Source organism: Mucilaginibacter sp. P5_A6 (genome assembly GCF_056400585.1).
In genome coordinates this window covers 91,608-108,113 of record NZ_JBFUKZ010000024.1, presented here as the reverse complement: position 1 = coordinate 108,113, position 16,506 = coordinate 91,608, and the positions used below count along the sequence as shown (strand labels likewise).

The following is a 16,506-nucleotide window of genomic DNA, read 5'->3' as shown; positions in this document are numbered from 1 at the left end:
AAATTTAACACCTGTATTTTAATTTATGAAACTAATAAAACTATTGTCCCTTTTTGTTGCCCTGTTAGCGTCGACTCAGTTGCAAGCCCAGAATGCCAAACACACTTTCTCCCTTAGCGATACCGCATTTATACTTGACGGGAAGCCGCTGCAGATTATATCCGGCGAAATGCACTACACCCGTGTACCGCGTGAAGCCTGGCGCCAGCGCATGAAAATGGCTAAGGCCATGGGACTTAATACTATTGGTACCTATGTTTTCTGGAATGTTCATGAGCCGCAAAAAGGGCATTATGATTTTACCGGTAATAATGATATAGCCGCGTTTGTTAAAACAGCCCGGGAGGAAGGCCTTTGGGTAATATTACGCCCAAGCCCCTATGTTTGCGCCGAATGGGAATTTGGCGGTTACCCATACTGGCTGGAAAACGAAAAAGACCTGCAAGTGCGTAGTACGGAGCCAAAATATCTGGAGGCCTATCGTAAGTATATTATGCAGGTAGGTAAACAGCTGGCACCATTACAGGTAAACCGGGGTGGTAATATTTTAATGGTTCAGATTGAAAACGAGTACGGATCATACGGAAGTGATAAGAATTACCTCGCCCTTAATCGTAAAATGTTCATTGATGCAGGCTTTGACGGTCAACTGTACACATGCGACCCCGAACCTGCCATTAAAGACGGTCACCTGCCGGGGCTATTACCTGCCATTAACGGCGTGGATGATGTGGCCAAAGTAAAACAACTGATAAAGGAAAACCATGACGGAAAAGGCCCGTTCTTTATTGCCGAATGGTACCCGGCCTGGTTTGACTGGTGGGGAACTCAACACCATACTGTTCCAGCCGAAAAGTATTTGCCGAAGCTTGATTCTGTACTTAATGCCGGCATCTCCATTAATATGTACATGTTTCATGGCGGCACAACCCGTGGTTTTATGAACGGGGCTAATTATAGCGATAAAGACCCCTACGAGCCGCAGATCAGCAGTTATGATTATGATGCCCCGTTAGATGAAGCGGGTAATGCTACCGAAAAATTTATGGGTTTCCGGAATGTAATTGCAAAGCATTTGCCTGCCGGTGTACAATTGCCCCCGGTTCCCGCGGCTAAACCTGTTATCAGCATAAAATCAATTCAGCTTAAACAAACTGTAAGTTTATTAAATACATTACCAATACCTAAGGAAAGCTTAAACCCGCTTACTTTTGAAGACCTGCACCAGGACTATGGTTTTGTTTTGTATCGCACCACAATTAAAGGAGGCAAAAGTGGTTTTATCAAGCTTGATGGATTAAGGGACTATGCGGTAATAATGGTAAATGGGAAAAGAATAGGGACCCTTGACCGCCGGCTAAGACAGGATAGTTTACAGCTTACTTTACCGGCAGGCAAAGTAACACTTGATATACTTGTTGAGAATTTGGGGCGTATTAACTTTGGTAAATATCTGTTGCAAAACAAAAAAGGTATTACCGGAAAAGTACTTTTTGCCGGCAATCAATTACTAAAATGGAAAACGTATTCTCTGCCATTTAACAATTTGAGCGCGGTAAAATTTGGCATTCAAACAGAAAACACACAATCGCCGGTTATTAAAAAAGGACAGTTTAACCTGGATACTATCGGTGACACTTACCTTGATATGAGCAATTGGGGCAAAGGAGTAATATGGGTAAATGGCCATAATTTAGGCAGGTACTGGAATGTCGGTCCGCAACAAACGGTTTATTTACCGGCCGAATGGCTGAAAAAAACGAATGAAATAGTTGTATTAGAGCTAATTAAACCAGGGGAGCGAAACCTGACCGCATTAAGTAAGCCGGTGTTAAGTACAATGTAGCCTAAAGAATGTTTAAAGCCACAGCAGTTCCATCCACGCTGAAAGATAACGATCAGTTAAAAGGTTTTGCCCGGACTTTGGACTCCACGCGATTGATTAATGTCGTTGGAAATAAAATGGATGCTAAACTTGAAAATGATCCCGGACTCATGGGAGATTTACCATCATGGAACGATTATGTAGGAACCTGGAATGGTAACCAACGTGATTTACTGCCAAAAAAATTCGATGATATAGCTATGGCTATTGCAGCGGGTTATTGATAGAATTAGAAAATAGAGCTAAAATTTGAATGTTATTTATAAAAGTTAACCGGGATGATCATCCCGGTTAACTTTTTATAGGATAATTATTCCCGCTCATCCCTAAATCTCCGCGCTCCTGTATTTTCTCTTTATATTACCAATTAGATTTTGTTGGTTTGTTTTGTTAACCAGGCAGATCAATAAACTTGAAACAGAAAAAAAACATATCGCTTTACTGGCAATGTCAAATACTTGGCTGGTCGCTGGCCGGGCTGTTCTGGGCGTTTTCTGCCTGGATGCAGGTTCAGAATAGTCCGTTTCCCGGCGGCTTTAGTTATCGGCTGGCGCTGCTTCACTTTGTATTTGATATTGCTATTGGCATAGCAGTTACGCATGCTTATTACCTGTTTGCTCATAAGCTTAATTGGATTTGGTTAAAGTTAAAAAGTATGCCGGTAAGACTTATCCCTGCTGTGTTGGCTATGGGACTGGTATATATGCTGCTCGTGATGATTAAATTGTATGTGCTCCGTTATTATTTTAGCTACAATTTTAGTTCGACGTTTGGCGGATTTTTAAGGCAGAATTACCTTATCGTTTCGGCAACCGGTATCAGGTTGATGGCAATCTGGGTGCTGGCTTTTCACCTTTATCACTATGCTGTAATGGAGATAGATACGGCAAAGGAATATTCACGCCTCCAGGTAGTGGCCCGCGAAGCACAATTGCAGCAATTAGCGGCCCAGCTTAACCCGCATTTCTTTTTTAACTCGCTCAACAGTGTTAAGGCGCTCATCAGTATCAATCCTGTAAAAGCCCGCAGAGCAATCGACCTGCTATCAGATCTATTACGAAACTCGCTGTATGGGCGTAATACAGGACTTATCTCTTTACATGATGAAATGAGTTTGGTGAACGATTACCTTGAACTGGAAAAGATGCGCTTTGAAGACCGTTTGCAATTCACAATTACTATTGACGAACTACCGGATACTTGTTTAATACTTCCCTTAAGCATCCAAACTTTGGTGGAGAATGCCATTAAGCACGGTATCGCGCAGCAAAAAGAAGGCGGCCAGATCATTATTGCCATTAAAAAGCGGGAGGATTGTATCAGCATAAGCGTCCGGAGCCCTGGCAGAATAAACAATGCTGAGGAGACAAACGGACTTGGTTTAAAAAACCTTAAGGAACGGCTATTGCTTCAATATGCAAACAAAGCATCGCTTAGTTTAACAGAATTACCGGGTGATAAAGTTTTAGCAACCATCATAAACCCCATATCATGAAAAAGATAAGCGTGATTATAGTGGATGATGAGCGTCTGGCGCGGGATGAAATTAAACTGATGCTGATGGGCTACCCAGATGTAGCAGTTTTGGACGAAGCCGGGAATGCTGATGAAGCAAAGCATCTTATAGAAAAGTACAACCCCCAGCTGATATTCCTGGATGTACAAATGCCCGGAAGATCTGGCTTCGACCTGCTGGAAATGCTTTCGGATGTGCCCGAAGTTATTTTTACAACTGCCTTTGATCAATACGCGGTTAAAGCTTTTGAGGCAAACGCGCTTGATTACCTTGTAAAACCAATCCGAGATGAGCGTTTTGCAAAGGCTATGCAAAAGGTAAAGGATAAGCTAAGCGTATCGCCGGCCAATCGGCAGATCTTTATTAAGGATGGCAATAAGTGTTACTTTGTTAATCCGGCGGATATTTACCTTATCGAATCGATGGATAATTACGCGGTATTGCATTTTGGCAATAACAAGGCTTTCCTGAAACGCTCGCTCAATCAATTGGAAGAAAAGCTGGACCCGGCGGTGTTCTTCAGGATAAACCGTGCACAGATGGTAAACAAGGCATTTATTGGTCAAATTCACCGCTTAGCGGGCGGTAAATTAAATATCAGTTTAAAAACAGGCCAGTTGCTGGAAGTATCCGACAGGCAATCGGTAAAATTTAAAACCTTAAACGGACTTTAAAAAGCCGAAAGCATAAGGCTGAAAGCAGAAAGCATAAGGCTGAAAGCTGAAAGCATAAGGCGGAAAGCAGAAAGCATAAGGCGGAAAGCAGAAAGCATAAGGCGGAAAGCAGAAAGCATAAGGCGGAAAACTTTGTACGTGCATAAATTAAATAAATAATCAACATAAGAATGCCGGGCGGCATGAAAGTAAATTCATATGCTTTCTGCTTTAAGCCTTCGGCTTTTAGCTAAAAAAAACATTATGAAAAAAATATTGCTGTTGCTGGCTATTATAAGCCGGGGTGTAACTCTTTTTGCCCAAAATGTACCGCAAACTGATGCGGAACGGTATATCATTAATGATAGTGTGTTCATTAAAACGCCACAGGGGCATATGCTCTCGGCGGTGGCTGTCCGCAAGCGCGATGTGGCCGGTCCGCAGCCTGCAGCTTTGTTTGTGTTCATTTATTCGGATGTTAAAAGAAGCCTGGCCGAAGCCAAATATGCTGCCGATCATGGTTATGTGGGCGTAGTGGCCGACGTACGTGGTAAGCGCCTTAGCCCCGAAGAAGTGGCCCCCTATGAGCATGATGCCGAAGATGTTTATGAGGTGATAGAATGGGTAAGCAAACAGCCTTGGAGCAATGGAAAGGTTGGTATGTATGGCGGCAGTTATTCTGGCTTTGCGCAATGGGCCGGTTTAAAGTACAAGGTTCACCCTGCGCTTAAAACTATTGTACCCTATGTTTCGGCTATACCTGGGATGGGCCTCCCGATGGAAAATAATGTGTTCCTGAACGCCAATTACGGCTGGGCATTTTACGTAACCAATAACAAATATTTGGATACAGCTACCTATAACAATCAGCAGCGCTGGCGGGATTTAAATGACAACTGGTATAAAAGCGGTGCATCATATCGTAAGATTGATAGTGTTGACCATGCGCCCAATAAATGGCTGCAACGCTGGCTACGGCACCCCGGTTTTGATAAATATTGGCAATCTATGATCCCGTATGGAAAAGAATATGCTAAGATCAATATCCCGGTGCTGGCTTTTGATGGTTATTATGATGATGGGCAAACATCGGGCTTGTACTACCTGCGGCAACTGGCTAAATATAACCCTAATGCCGATTATTATTTGGTGTTGGGTCCGTATGATCATTTTGGCGCGCAAAGGGGCGGGGAAGCCAATCTGCGTGATTATAAGGTTGATCCGGTAGCGCTCATTAATACAAAAGAGATCACTTTTCAATGGTTTGATTACATTATGAAACACGGAAAAAAGCCGGCCATATTAAAAGATCGCATTAATTACGAGGTAATGGGCGCCAATCGCTGGGATCATGCGCCATCGCTCGAAAAAATGCACCATAGCATGCTGAAATTATACCTTAGCAATGTTAAAAAGGATGATCAGTTTAAACTTTCGGCACAAAAACCTGCCGGTTTGGCATACCTTGAGCAGGAGGTTGATTTAGCCGACCGTACCACCATGAACAGTTTTGCCTATCCGTACCCCATTATCCAGAAGGATATTTACAGCAACGGCTTTACTTTCATGAGCGATAGTTTAAAACAACCGCTCATTGTTAACGGGGCATTCATAGGTCAGCTCACTGCTGCGATTAACAAAAAGGATTTTGATTACAGCGTGGTGCTTTATGAAGTTATGCCCAACGGTGAATATTTTGAACTCAGCTATTTTGTGGGCCGTGCCAGTTACGCCTGGGAGATCAATCATCGCAGGTTATTGCAGCCCGGGAAGATAACAGCCATTCCGTTTTCAAATACCAAGGTGGTAAGCAGGCAATTGAGCCGGGGTAGCCGTCTGCTGGTAGTTATCAACGTAAATAAAAATCGCTTTTGCCAGGTAAATTATGGTACCGGGAAGGATGTAAGTACTGAAAGCATTGCTGATGCCAAAATACCTTTAAAAGTGAAGTGGTATAACAGCAGCTATATTGAGGTGCCGGTATCCAAATGACCGGAGTGGGAAAATAGCTGTCTTTTATAATATCATCAAACAACCATTGCCCACGCGTGTTCATGTATATACCTACTTAACACAACGTATATATATGGATATGGACAATTCAATATTAAAAAGCATCGCACAACGATTAATGGCAGATAATAAAGGTCTGCTGGCGATGGATGAAAGCACACCCACCTGCAATAAGCGCTTTGCGGAATTAGGAATACCCCAAACCGAAGAATATCGGCGTAAATATCGCGATCTTATAGTTAACACTCCCGGTTTGGGCGAGTACATTAGCGGGGCAATCCTATTTGATGAAACCATTAAGCAAAGCACCACTGATGGTACCCTGTTTATTGATATTTTAAAACGGAATGGAATAATTCCGGGTATAAAGGTAGATGAGGGGACTATACCAATGGCGGGTTTTCCCGGAGAAAAAATAGCCGAGGGCCTGGATGGCCTGAACGGGCGGTTAAAAGCTTATTACGATATGGGAGCCCGTTTTGCTAAATGGCGGGCAGTTATTACCATAGGGAATGATATCCCTTCTTCGGCATGTATAAAGGCCAACGCCTATACGTTGGCACGTTATGCTATTCTTTGCCAGGAAACCGGTTTGGTGCCCATTGTTGAGCCGGAGGTGGTGATGAATGGCAACCATTCATTAGCGCAATGTGCCGCTGTAACAACCGAAGTGCTGCATGCCGTTTTTAATGCGTTGTACCAGCAGCGGGTAGACCTGGAAGGCATGATCCTGAAACCAAACATGATACTGCCCGGTGAAGATAGCCCCGAAAAACCAACTGTTGATGACGTTGCCGAAGCTACCATGAAATGTTTTTTAAGAACCGTACCTGCCACCGTGCCTGGCATCGCTTTTTTGTCTGGCGGTCAGTCGGCGCAATTAGCTTCAGAGCGTTTGAACAGGATGCACACCCATTTTGGTGAGATTATGCCCTGGGTGCTTACCTTTTCATTTTCAAGAGCGATACAGCAACCCGCGCTGGAGTTGTGGCGGGGCAAGGATGAAAATATTACGGCGGCCCAGCAGGCCTTGCTCCATAGGGCGGCTTGTAACAGCGCCGCTAAAATGGGTGAATACACTGCGGAAATGGAAACAACCGGTCAATCCTAAACCGCCCTCATTTTGTTGCCTTTTGGCTCGTGCGTAACCTCTGCAAGCCCTAAGGCTTCCATAAGAGGAGGTATGTACATGCCGAAACGTCCGCGCAGGCCTTTTTTTAACCCATACCAGCCGCCAACCGGGTTTGATTCTGAACGGCCCCATGCTTCCACTGTACCTTCTTTGGCTGGCTTTTGCTCATCGGCGCTGCCAAGTTCCATCCAGTCGCCATGAGCTTTTAACATCGCATGCAAATCGGTGAGGCAGCGGTAATCATAATGCAAAACTGTTTTGCCAACGGTGCATACCAAAATTTCTTTACCATCTTTTACATCGGCATGCATGGTATAGTCTGATGATAAGGGTGGTGTTTTTAAAGCCAACGGGTTTTCTTTAGTACCTATCTTATCTTTCATTTTTTTATTGTTTAAGGTTTTTTACCGGTTAACTCAGCAACCTGATGCTATAAATATACTTAAGTTAAATAATAGATTCCTTTAAGCGCAAACTAATTTATTAAGAGAATTACGGTGTTGTTTTAACACTTAAAACACCAGTTGATGGACTATTCATTTGAATTATAATTAAAAGATATGTGATTTTGGCATAATGATATGTGCCATGTGCAATCCTTTGTAAATGATTGTATTTGCCAATTTCTTTATCTAATATAGCAGTGCATAAAAGCTGCAATACGTTTGTTTATATGTATTATTCAACTGCAAACCAATTATAATTTTATGAGTAGCGGCTATAAAAGACGGGACGGTTTTATTGGTGAAAAACTGATAAACGTTCCTTTGAAAATATTGGAAGAGGCTAAAAATAAAGAGCCGGAACTTTTTCCGGTTTACATTACCCAGATAGGATATTTCCCAAAAGCAAGTTTTCATTACCGAGAACGCCGGAAAGGATGTGAAGATAATATACTTATTTATTGCCTGCAGGGGAAGGGGCATTATATACTGGGCGATAAGCGGTATGAGGTAAGTTGCAACCAGTTCGTCATTATCCCGGCTACAGATAAGTACATGCGCTATTGGGCAGATAATGATGATCCATGGACTATTTACTGGGTTCATTACACGGGAGCTGGTATTGATGCTTTTAACCGGGCCCTTAAGCTGGGCATATCAAACGGGCCTTTGTTGATACCTTTTAACGAGAAAGCTTTAGAAATTTGGGAATGTATATACAAAACACTTGAAATGGGCTATAATATTGAAAGCCTGTGTAATGCCAACTTTTGTCTTTACCATTTTATTGCTACGTTTCTGTTTCAGCATCGCCAGGTTAAAAATAAAACAGACGATGGAGGGGATGTTATTACCAAAACTATTCACCGTATGCGCAGCAATATCGGCAAAAAACTTTCGGTGGAAGAAATGGCCCAAAGTCATAGTTTATCAGTATCGCACTTTTCAAACCTCTTTCGTAAGGCTACCGGAATGCCGCCTATAGATTACTTTATCCATATAAAAATGCAAAAGGCCTGCCAGTTGTTGTATACAAATGGCGATAAGATAAGGGATATAGCTACCGGTCTGGGTTATGAAGATCCATATTACTTTTCGCGGATATTTAAAAAATACATCGGCTCATCGCCGGAACAATACCGGTTAAATGTTAAAAATGCAGGTTGATTGTACTAATAGCCTCCCGGCATATTCATTAGTTTTTACCTGGATTTTTGCGCTATTGTTAAGAATGGTTCTAAATAAAACATATCACTTGTAATAAACATTATTAGCTATACGTTTTGTATTTTTGCATTTCTATTAATTTTATATAAACCGCAAATGAAAAAAAGTTCAATTTTTGGCCTTATTGTTATAGCTATCGCTATAGCGGTTATCATTAGTGTATACTCCAACTCAAGTACTTATGGTTCTTTTGGCGATGCCTCAAAAACCAACAGCGAATTACATATTGTAGGGCACCTTAATAAATCAAAAGAGTTGTTTTATGATGCCACTAAGGATGCCAATTACTTTTCGTTTTACATGAAGGATAATAAGGGCGAGGAACGTAAGGTTATTTTTACAGGTACCAAGCCAGAGGATTTTGAACGGAGCGAACAACTGGTGCTTACCGGCGCTATGGTTGGCAACGAGTTTCATGCATCCAAGATCCTGATGAAATGCCCATCAAAATACACCCAGGATAAAATAGAAGTTACAGAAGTTAAGGCCAAACAGGCCAGTATATAAAACCATTTTGATGGATACAGTTTTTAAAGGTGAACACCTTTTACCGGGCCAGATAGGTCAGTTTTTTATCGTTCTTTCTTTCGGAGCCGCTCTTTTATCTTGTATCAGTTATTACTTTGCCACTACCGAAGATGCAGGGAAACAGGATAGTATTTGGCAAAAACTGGGCCGCATAGGCTTTTTTGTTAATACAGCCGCTATATTGGGTATAGGCACCTGCCTGTTTTACCTTATTTACAAACATTATTTCGAATACCATTACGCCTGGGCTTATACCTCGCGTTCATTGCCTATTTATTACATCATATCAGCCTTTTGGAACGGACAGGAGGGGGGCTTTTTGCTATGGTTGTTCTGGCAATCGGTTTTAGGTATTGTACTCATCTTCAGGGCCAAATCATGGGAGCGCCCGGTGATGACAGTTGTAGCCCTGTCACAGGTAATGCTGGCCACCATGGTTTTAGGTGTTGAAGTATTGGGCCAGCGAATAGGCAGCTCGCCATTCCTGTTATTAAGGCAATCAATGGAAGCGCCCATCTTCTCGAACCCCAATTACCTTGAGTTTATAAAAGACGGGCAGGGCATGGTGCCATCACTGCAAAATTACTGGATGATTATTCACCCGCCAACACTGTTCCTGGGCTTTGCATCAATGGTGGTGCCTTTTGCTTACGCGATTGCAGGGCTTTGGCAAAAAAAGTATAAAGATTGGGTGCAACCTGCTATACCTTACGCGCTGTTTGCCTGTATGATATTGGGTACCGGTGTGGTAATGGGCTCGTTCTGGGCTTATGAATCGCTTAATTTTGGTGGTTTCTGGGCATGGGACCCGGTAGAGAATGCTTCTATTTTTCCCTGGATAACCCTGGTGGCAGCGGTTCACGTGCTTGTTGTTTATAAAAACACAGGTCATTCATACTTTACAGCTACCTTTTTGGTGTTGATAAGCTTTGTGCTGGTATGGTACTCATCGTTCCTTAACCGCAGCGGTATTTTGGGCGATACATCCGTACACTCTTTTACCGACCTGGGTATGTTTTGGCAGCTGGTTATAGGCATTATGTTGTTCCTGGCATTATCGGTAGTATTGCTGGTACGCAGATGGAAGGAATTACCTATCACCAAAAAGGACGAAGAAACCTACAGCCGCGAATTCTGGATGTTTGTGGGCGCTGTATTTTTGAGCCTTTCGTGCTTTCACTTACTGGTAGTAACCTCTGTGCCTGTTTGGAACGCTATGTTTAAAACCAAAATAGCCCCGCCATCAGATATTGTTAAGCATTATAATGTTATCCAATCGTCGTTTGTATTGGTAATAACTCTACTAACCGGCTTTACCCAGTTTTTAAAATATAAAAAGACTGATGTTACCAGGTTTTTTATCACCACAGGCATTTACCTGTTGTTTGCAGCTTTGGTAACAGCGCTTATTGTTTATGCTACGGGCGTATACAAACTTAATATAGTGTTTGTGTTGGTAATGTGCGGCTCGGTATATTCGGTAATAGCCAATGCCAAAGTACTGGCAGATGCCTTTAAGGGCAAGTTTAAACTGGCCGGGTCTGCGGTTGCGCACATCGGTTTTGGTTTGCTGATGATAGGCGCGCTTATATCGGCAGGTACCAGCTCGGTAATTTCAATAAACAACACCGGCGAAGGGTTTTCCCAGGATTTTGCCAAAGAACAAAACCCACGCGAAAATATAACAGTATATCGTAACCAGCCTCTAAAAATGGGCGATTATATGGTAACTTATGTTGGCGACTCTATATCATCGCCCAATCACTTTTTTAAGATCAATTATAAAAAGGTAGATGCCGGCGGCAAAGTAACCGATGAGTTTACACTGAAACCGAAAGTACAGGTAAATAAAGGTCAGCTGGCTTCGTCGCCGGATACCAGGCACTATTTGCTGCATGATTTGTATACGCACATTACCATGACTAATGCCATTACCGCAACCGAAGGAGGGAGTGAGAACGCTGATGCTGCTCATGATGCCGATAACGATGACAAGAACTACGATGCCCCTGTAGCACATGAGGTTGCACCTGGTGATACTATTAAATACCGCGACGGATATATTGTACTAAAAGCCTTAAACAAGGAGACCAAGGTGCAAAATATCCCGCTTACAGATAGCGACGTAGCCATTGGCGCCGACCTAGAAGTAGTATCAAATGGTAATAAGTATAGCGCGAGGCCGGTGTACATGATCAAAAATGGTAACGTATTTGATTTTGCCCGTAAGGTTGATGATGCCGGTTTAAAACTGCGTTTCAGCAAGGTGATACCAGAGACTAAAAAGGTAGAGATAATGGTTTTTCAACAGCCGGAAAGCAAGAAGAAATTTGTGGTGATGAAAGCTATCCAGTTTCCATATATCAACTTCTTTTGGGCCGGTACTATCATTATGGTAATAGGGTTCTTCCTATCAATACTTCGCAGAAACAAGGAACTAAAGACCGTTTAAGTGTTTATTGGATGGATAACCGTTTAATATCACATCATAAAAACATATTGAATGATGGGTTTACCACAATAAATAATGTTTACAGCGATGCTGAAGTTAGGGGTATTCTTGATGTTATAGCATCTGCCGATCAATCAAACCCGGCATTTCGCAAAACCGAAGACCTGTTTGCCATAAGGCAATTTTTAAAGGAATTACCACAGGTGGTTCCTTTAATTTTTAACAGCAATTTAAAAACGCTTATTCATGCGCTGTTTGATAAGAGTTACTTTGTTGTAAAATCCATTTACTTTGATAAGCCGGAAGCAAGTAACTGGTTTGTAGCCTGGCACCAGGATCTGACCATTGTTGTTGATAAAAAGGCGGAGATCTCTGGTTATAGTCCCTGGACAATTAAGCAAAACCAGTTTGGCGTGCAGCCACCATTAGATATTCTCCAAAACAATTTCACTATCCGGATTCATCTGGATGATACTGATCAGGATAACGGCGCATTAAAGGTGATCCCCGGATCGCATAAGAAAGGTATCTATCGACTTGAAACTATTGACTGGCAGGCCGAAACAGAGCTTACCTGTAATGTAAAAGCAGGCGGCCTGATGTTCATGCGGCCGTTGTTGTTTCACGCATCAAACCGAACCACCAATAATAAAAAGCGGCGGGTGGTACACATTGAATTTAGTAGGGCTGAGTTGGCTGAAGGATTGGATTGGGGTGAGAAGAAGGTAGTATAATTTAGCATAGCAGTTGAAATACGCAATCTGGAAGGACAGCTGGAAGCGTAAATCAGTTTTTCTTTGTTAATTAATCTTCACCCATGTGCCATTTAGTACCGTAATTTATTCCCATGCTTTTAAAGTACCTCCTTAGTATTTCATATTTTTGGGTACAAAGCTGACCAATATCTAATTTATCAGATTTAGAGGAATAATGCTGGCACCCAAAGCAGATCTCCAGGTAGTCATAAACTTTGCCTTGCCTATCAAAAAATATAAAGGCATTGCGCGGTTCATAGCAAGAGGCTCCGCCAGTCTGGCTGAACCCCATTTTTTTTTTGAAATCAGTATTATAGATAATATTTGTTAGACGATTGATCTGGATTTGATCCAATATTTTCACTTCAAGCAAATTGCAAAAATCTAAACTGTCCTTTATAACATGCAATCCTATATTGTGTGGAGGTACAATATGTTTTAGCGAGTCACCATCAATAATTACCTCTTCATTCGGTACATCAAGTGCAGGATACGAGATAGCCAGTATTTTGACGGCCTTTGAAAAAGGATACTTTTTTAAACGTTGTTTAATTGTATATCGACTGGTAAAAGTACAATAATCGTAAGATGGTTTCCATAGTTTCCTTAACCTCTCAAATTCCTCAAAGGTAAAAGCTTTTTGTTTTTTTATTTTCTTATGGTGAGTGACTGTATCGGTGGAGATTTGAGTATTGCCTTTATCTGCATAACAGCTAACGGTCATCAACAAAAACAAACAAAACAATAGTATAGGTTTCATTTGATTAAGTTACCTAAAATTAAATTACCCCTGTTTCAGAAACGATAATATTTTAGCATTAACTAAATCAGGTTTTTCCAGGTATGGCAAATGCGCGGCATCGGTAACCGGGAAAAAATCAACCTTTAGCACACTGCGAATAGAATCGCTGAAACGAAAAGGGACAGTTTTATCATCCTTGCCCCATATTAGTAATACTGGTTTATTGGCGCCGTTGAGGCAGATATTACTTTCGCGGCCACTTTCGTTGTAATCATACAGGGTTGATACCAGCGCATTTCTGAAGCCTTTGTATTTCATTTGCGGCAGATAAAGTTTTTCCCATCCCGGGTGTAGCTTTGGGTATTTAAAATCTGTAACCTGACCCCTGGCACGCTCATCAGAGTTTACAGCTTCGTTATACATGGTTATATATTTAGGCGCATTTGGCTTTTTGTTTTCGTATGCCGGATCAATAAGTATAACTTTGTTTATCAGATCGGGATGCTTGCAGGCAAAGTTGGTTACAATTTTGCCACCGAAAGATACACCTGCTAAATTAACTTTGCCCTGCAGTTTTAACTGTTTAATAAGTTCGAGTAGCTGGTTGTCGTATAGTTCTTTATCATAAACAACGTCGGGCCTGTCAGAGTAGCCCCTGCCATAGGTGTCATATCTTAATACTTTATATCCTTTATTAATAAGATATTCATATGTGCCATCCCATATATAATACGGAACACTAAAGCCATGAACAAGTATAATTACTTCGCCATTTTGGGGGCCTTTAAGTTCGTAATGGGTAATGCCCTGGCTTAATTTGATAAAGTTGCCTGCAATATTTTTACGGTCGGTATCGGTTAATATTTTTTTCTCTTTATTGTTATATTCATAAAAACAATATAATATCAAAGAGGCTGCGCCAACCAGGAATATTATAATTATTATACTTACTTTAAGTATTTTCATAGCGTATTTAGATGATGTTTACTAAAATACACAAATATTTAATTGGTTTTAAACTGTTTAGAGTATAAATTGTAAAATTAATATGCGCATAACATTAATCGGATCGGGCAATGTGGCAACACACATGGCGGCTGCTTTTAAAAATGCCGGTCATCGTATAGTACAGGTTTATAGCCCAAACATGCTCAATGCGGCGTTATTAGCTTATCATGTAGGCGCTACTGCCATAAATGCAATCAGCGATATTGACCCCAATACAGATATATTTATTATCGCTGTTAAAGATGATGCCATTGCCCGGGTTAGCGAAGCGCTGGCCAAATATCAAAAACTAATAGTGCACACCTCTGGCTCAACAAACCTGGATGTATTATTGACTTTTACCGATAAAGCCGGAGTGCTTTATCCCCTCCAAACCTTTAGCAAAACCCGCGAAGTTGATTTTGCAACTGTTCCACTATGTATTGAAGCGGCAAACGAAAGGATTTATGCTGATTTAGAGCAGCTTGCAGCAACAGTAAGCAATAATATTTATTGCGTTAACTCGGCGGGGCGTAAAATATTGCACCTGGCAGCTGTGTTTGCATGCAATTTTCCTAATTATTTATACGAGGTGTCAAGGCAACTGCTAACTGACCATGAAATGGACTTTAATTTACTAAGGCCACTGATACTGGAAACCGCCCAAAAGGTGCAGCTACAATCACCTGCTGGAGTGCAAACCGGTCCGGCGGTGCGTAATGATCAAATAACCATGAATAAGCACCTGGAAATGCTTGCCGACCAGCCCCAATTGCAACAGATATATACATTGCTAAGTCAGGGTATTATCAAAAACAATAATGGAGGGCACGGGGATAAGTAATTTTGTTACTTTTGCCTAAATGAACATTTTTAAAGTAAAGATAAACTTCGAGGAGAATGGGCACAATACAATTGAACTGCCAATAGCCGAGGGAGAATCTGTATTAGACGTGTGCCTGGAGAATGGCATCGAACTACAGCATAATTGTGGCGGCGTTTGCGGATGCAGCACCTGCCATGTTTACGTTAATAAAGGAATGGACAACGTCCAGGAAATATCTGATAAAGAAGAGGATTTTATTGACAGGGCCGTTGACCCGCGAATCAACTCGCGCCTGGGGTGCCAGTGTGTAATTGTTGATGGCGATATAGAGGTTACCCTGCCGGATCAATCGCAGTTCCTTGGTCATTAAGAGGTTTATTGAGGCCCCGAAAGCACTAAGATAGAAACAACGTACATACACAGCGTGTCGCGTAATTAAGTATATAACCAAAAAAAATGAGCGAGAACAAATTTGCCTTACCAATTCACTGGAATGACTACGAAGATATTGCTATTGAGCTTTACGAAAAGTTTGGTAATGACTTTGACGAATCGAAAATATACCGGATCCGGTTTACCGAACTATTGGAGTGGGTGCTAAGCCTGCCCAACTTTGCCGGCACAAGGAGCGAATCAAACGAAGGTCACCTGGAGCAGATCCAATCGGCCTGGGTATATGAGTGGCGGGATAATCAATAGGTTAGTAAGTGGTGAGTAGACAGTTGTGAGTGGTTAGGCCGTTTTTAAAGAGAGATCATTCTTAAATCGGTGCTCTCACCTCAATAATCGGTGAAATCATAAATAAAATAATGGAGTCATTTCTAAATAAATTAAAAGATATAACCACGTTTATTTTTGATGTGGATGGTGTGCTTACAGATGGTTCTGTTTTTGTGACCGAGAGTGGCGAGCAAAGCAGGGCTTTTAATATAAAGGATGGTTATGCCCTGCAGTTGGCCGTTAAATGCGGTTATAATGTTTGTGCCATATCTGGCAGCAGGTCAAAAAGTGCTATATACCGTTTAAACAGCCTGGGGATCCAGGATGTTTATATGGGCACACATACCAAATCGCAGCGATTTAAAATTTACCTGGAAGAGAAGGCTATTATTGCTACCAATGTGTTATACATGGGCGATGATATACCCGACCTGGAAGTAATGAAACTTGCCGGTTTACCCGTTTGTCCTGCCGATGCGGTTGAAGAAATAAAAGCAGTAAGTGCTTATGTATCACCTTATGGCGGTGGCAAAGGCTGCGCCAGGGACATCATTGAAAAAGTATTGAAGGTACAGGATAAGTGGATGAGCCAGGAAGCTTATAGCTGGTGATTTAAGTCAAAAGTCT

The 16,506-nt window shown here is 41.8% G+C and carries 17 protein-coding genes; 14 read left to right on the top strand and 3 right to left on the bottom strand.

All coding sequences use genetic code 11. From position 1 onward, the window contains the following. The first annotated feature begins 25 nt into the window (after nucleotides 1-25). The 6 genes from AC1DO4_RS22335 to AC1DO4_RS22310 all read left to right on the top strand — a co-directional run bounded on the left by AC1DO4_RS22335 (nucleotide 26) and on the right by AC1DO4_RS22310 (nucleotide 7,178). Nucleotides 26-1,846 (top strand): glycoside hydrolase family 35 protein, encoded by a 1,821-nt coding sequence (locus AC1DO4_RS22335; protein WP_477419783.1) that lies wholly within the window; start codon nucleotides 26-28, stop codon nucleotides 1,844-1,846. 8 nt (nucleotides 1,847-1,854) lie between these two features. Next, complete coding sequence (locus AC1DO4_RS22330) at nucleotides 1,855-2,109, top strand: hypothetical protein (protein ID WP_477419782.1); 255 nt, start codon at nucleotides 1,855-1,857, stop codon at nucleotides 2,107-2,109. 188 nt (nucleotides 2,110-2,297) lie between these two features. Further along, the gene (locus tag AC1DO4_RS22325) at nucleotides 2,298-3,380 is read left to right on the top strand and encodes a sensor histidine kinase (RefSeq protein ID WP_477419781.1); all 1,083 of its coding nucleotides are present in this window, start codon (nucleotides 2,298-2,300) and stop codon (nucleotides 3,378-3,380) included. Next, nucleotides 3,377-4,075: a LytR/AlgR family response regulator transcription factor gene (locus AC1DO4_RS22320; RefSeq protein WP_477419780.1), complete on the top strand. Its 699-nt coding sequence runs from the start codon at nucleotides 3,377-3,379 to the stop codon at nucleotides 4,073-4,075. The genes AC1DO4_RS22325 and AC1DO4_RS22320 overlap by 4 nt, the downstream gene beginning before the upstream one ends. A 243-nt stretch (nucleotides 4,076-4,318) precedes the next feature. Continuing rightward, a complete protein-coding gene (locus AC1DO4_RS22315) occupies nucleotides 4,319-6,046 on the top strand; it encodes a CocE/NonD family hydrolase (protein WP_477419779.1) in 1,728 nt (575 codons plus the stop codon). 100 nt (nucleotides 6,047-6,146) lie between these two features. Continuing rightward, a complete protein-coding gene (locus AC1DO4_RS22310) occupies nucleotides 6,147-7,178 on the top strand; it encodes a class I fructose-bisphosphate aldolase (RefSeq protein WP_477419778.1) in 1,032 nt (343 codons plus the stop codon). Here the strand turns inward: AC1DO4_RS22310 and AC1DO4_RS22305 are convergent. Beyond that, the gene (locus tag AC1DO4_RS22305; protein ID WP_477419777.1) at nucleotides 7,175-7,582 is read right to left on the bottom strand and encodes a DUF6855 family protein; all 408 of its coding nucleotides are present in this window, start codon (nucleotides 7,580-7,582) and stop codon (nucleotides 7,175-7,177) included. The two genes, AC1DO4_RS22310 and AC1DO4_RS22305, sit on opposite strands and share 4 nt — an antisense overlap. A 324-nt stretch (nucleotides 7,583-7,906) precedes the next feature. On the opposite strand from AC1DO4_RS22305, the gene AC1DO4_RS22300 reads away from it, so the two are divergent. From AC1DO4_RS22300 to AC1DO4_RS22285, 4 genes are all read left to right on the top strand, one after another. After that, the gene (locus AC1DO4_RS22300; protein ID WP_477419776.1) at nucleotides 7,907-8,809 is read left to right on the top strand and encodes an AraC family transcriptional regulator; all 903 of its coding nucleotides are present in this window, start codon (nucleotides 7,907-7,909) and stop codon (nucleotides 8,807-8,809) included. A 156-nt stretch (nucleotides 8,810-8,965) separates the two neighbouring features. Continuing rightward, the gene (locus tag AC1DO4_RS22295) at nucleotides 8,966-9,376 is read left to right on the top strand and encodes a cytochrome c maturation protein CcmE domain-containing protein (RefSeq protein ID WP_477405003.1); all 411 of its coding nucleotides are present in this window, start codon (nucleotides 8,966-8,968) and stop codon (nucleotides 9,374-9,376) included. 10 nt (nucleotides 9,377-9,386) lie between these two features. Further along, entirely contained in the window at nucleotides 9,387-11,849 is a 2,463-nt protein-coding gene (gene ccsA, locus AC1DO4_RS22290; protein WP_477419775.1) for a cytochrome c biogenesis protein CcsA, read from the top strand. An 11-nt stretch (nucleotides 11,850-11,860) separates the two neighbouring features. Next, the gene (locus tag AC1DO4_RS22285) at nucleotides 11,861-12,583 is read left to right on the top strand and encodes a phytanoyl-CoA dioxygenase family protein (RefSeq protein ID WP_477419774.1); all 723 of its coding nucleotides are present in this window, start codon (nucleotides 11,861-11,863) and stop codon (nucleotides 12,581-12,583) included. A gap of 70 nt (nucleotides 12,584-12,653) precedes the next feature. Here AC1DO4_RS22285 and AC1DO4_RS22280 read toward each other — a convergent pair whose 3' ends face one another. Both AC1DO4_RS22280 and AC1DO4_RS22275 read right to left on the bottom strand, forming a co-directional pair. After that, a complete protein-coding gene (locus AC1DO4_RS22280) occupies nucleotides 12,654-13,364 on the bottom strand; it encodes a hypothetical protein (RefSeq protein ID WP_477419773.1) in 711 nt (236 codons plus the stop codon). Between the two features lie 24 nt (nucleotides 13,365-13,388). Next, nucleotides 13,389-14,312 (bottom strand): alpha/beta fold hydrolase, encoded by a 924-nt coding sequence (locus AC1DO4_RS22275; RefSeq protein ID WP_477419772.1) that lies wholly within the window; start codon nucleotides 14,310-14,312, stop codon nucleotides 13,389-13,391. A gap of 82 nt (nucleotides 14,313-14,394) precedes the next feature. Here AC1DO4_RS22275 and AC1DO4_RS22270 point away from each other — a divergent pair, with 82 nt between their 5' ends. From AC1DO4_RS22270 to AC1DO4_RS22255, 4 genes are all read left to right on the top strand, one after another. Further along, the gene (locus AC1DO4_RS22270; RefSeq protein WP_477419771.1) at nucleotides 14,395-15,177 is read left to right on the top strand and encodes a Rossmann-like and DUF2520 domain-containing protein; all 783 of its coding nucleotides are present in this window, start codon (nucleotides 14,395-14,397) and stop codon (nucleotides 15,175-15,177) included. 19 nt (nucleotides 15,178-15,196) lie between these two features. Next, nucleotides 15,197-15,529: a 2Fe-2S iron-sulfur cluster-binding protein gene (locus AC1DO4_RS22265; RefSeq protein WP_477419770.1), complete on the top strand. Its 333-nt coding sequence runs from the start codon at nucleotides 15,197-15,199 to the stop codon at nucleotides 15,527-15,529. An 86-nt stretch (nucleotides 15,530-15,615) separates the two neighbouring features. Further along, complete coding sequence (gene iscX / locus AC1DO4_RS22260; protein ID WP_477406941.1) at nucleotides 15,616-15,858, top strand: Fe-S cluster assembly protein IscX; 243 nt, start codon at nucleotides 15,616-15,618, stop codon at nucleotides 15,856-15,858. Between the two features lie 110 nt (nucleotides 15,859-15,968). Beyond that, on the top strand, nucleotides 15,969-16,490 hold the full coding sequence (locus AC1DO4_RS22255) for a KdsC family phosphatase (protein WP_477406939.1): 522 nt from the start codon (nucleotides 15,969-15,971) through the stop codon (nucleotides 16,488-16,490). Nucleotides 16,491-16,506 lie beyond the last annotated feature (16 nt).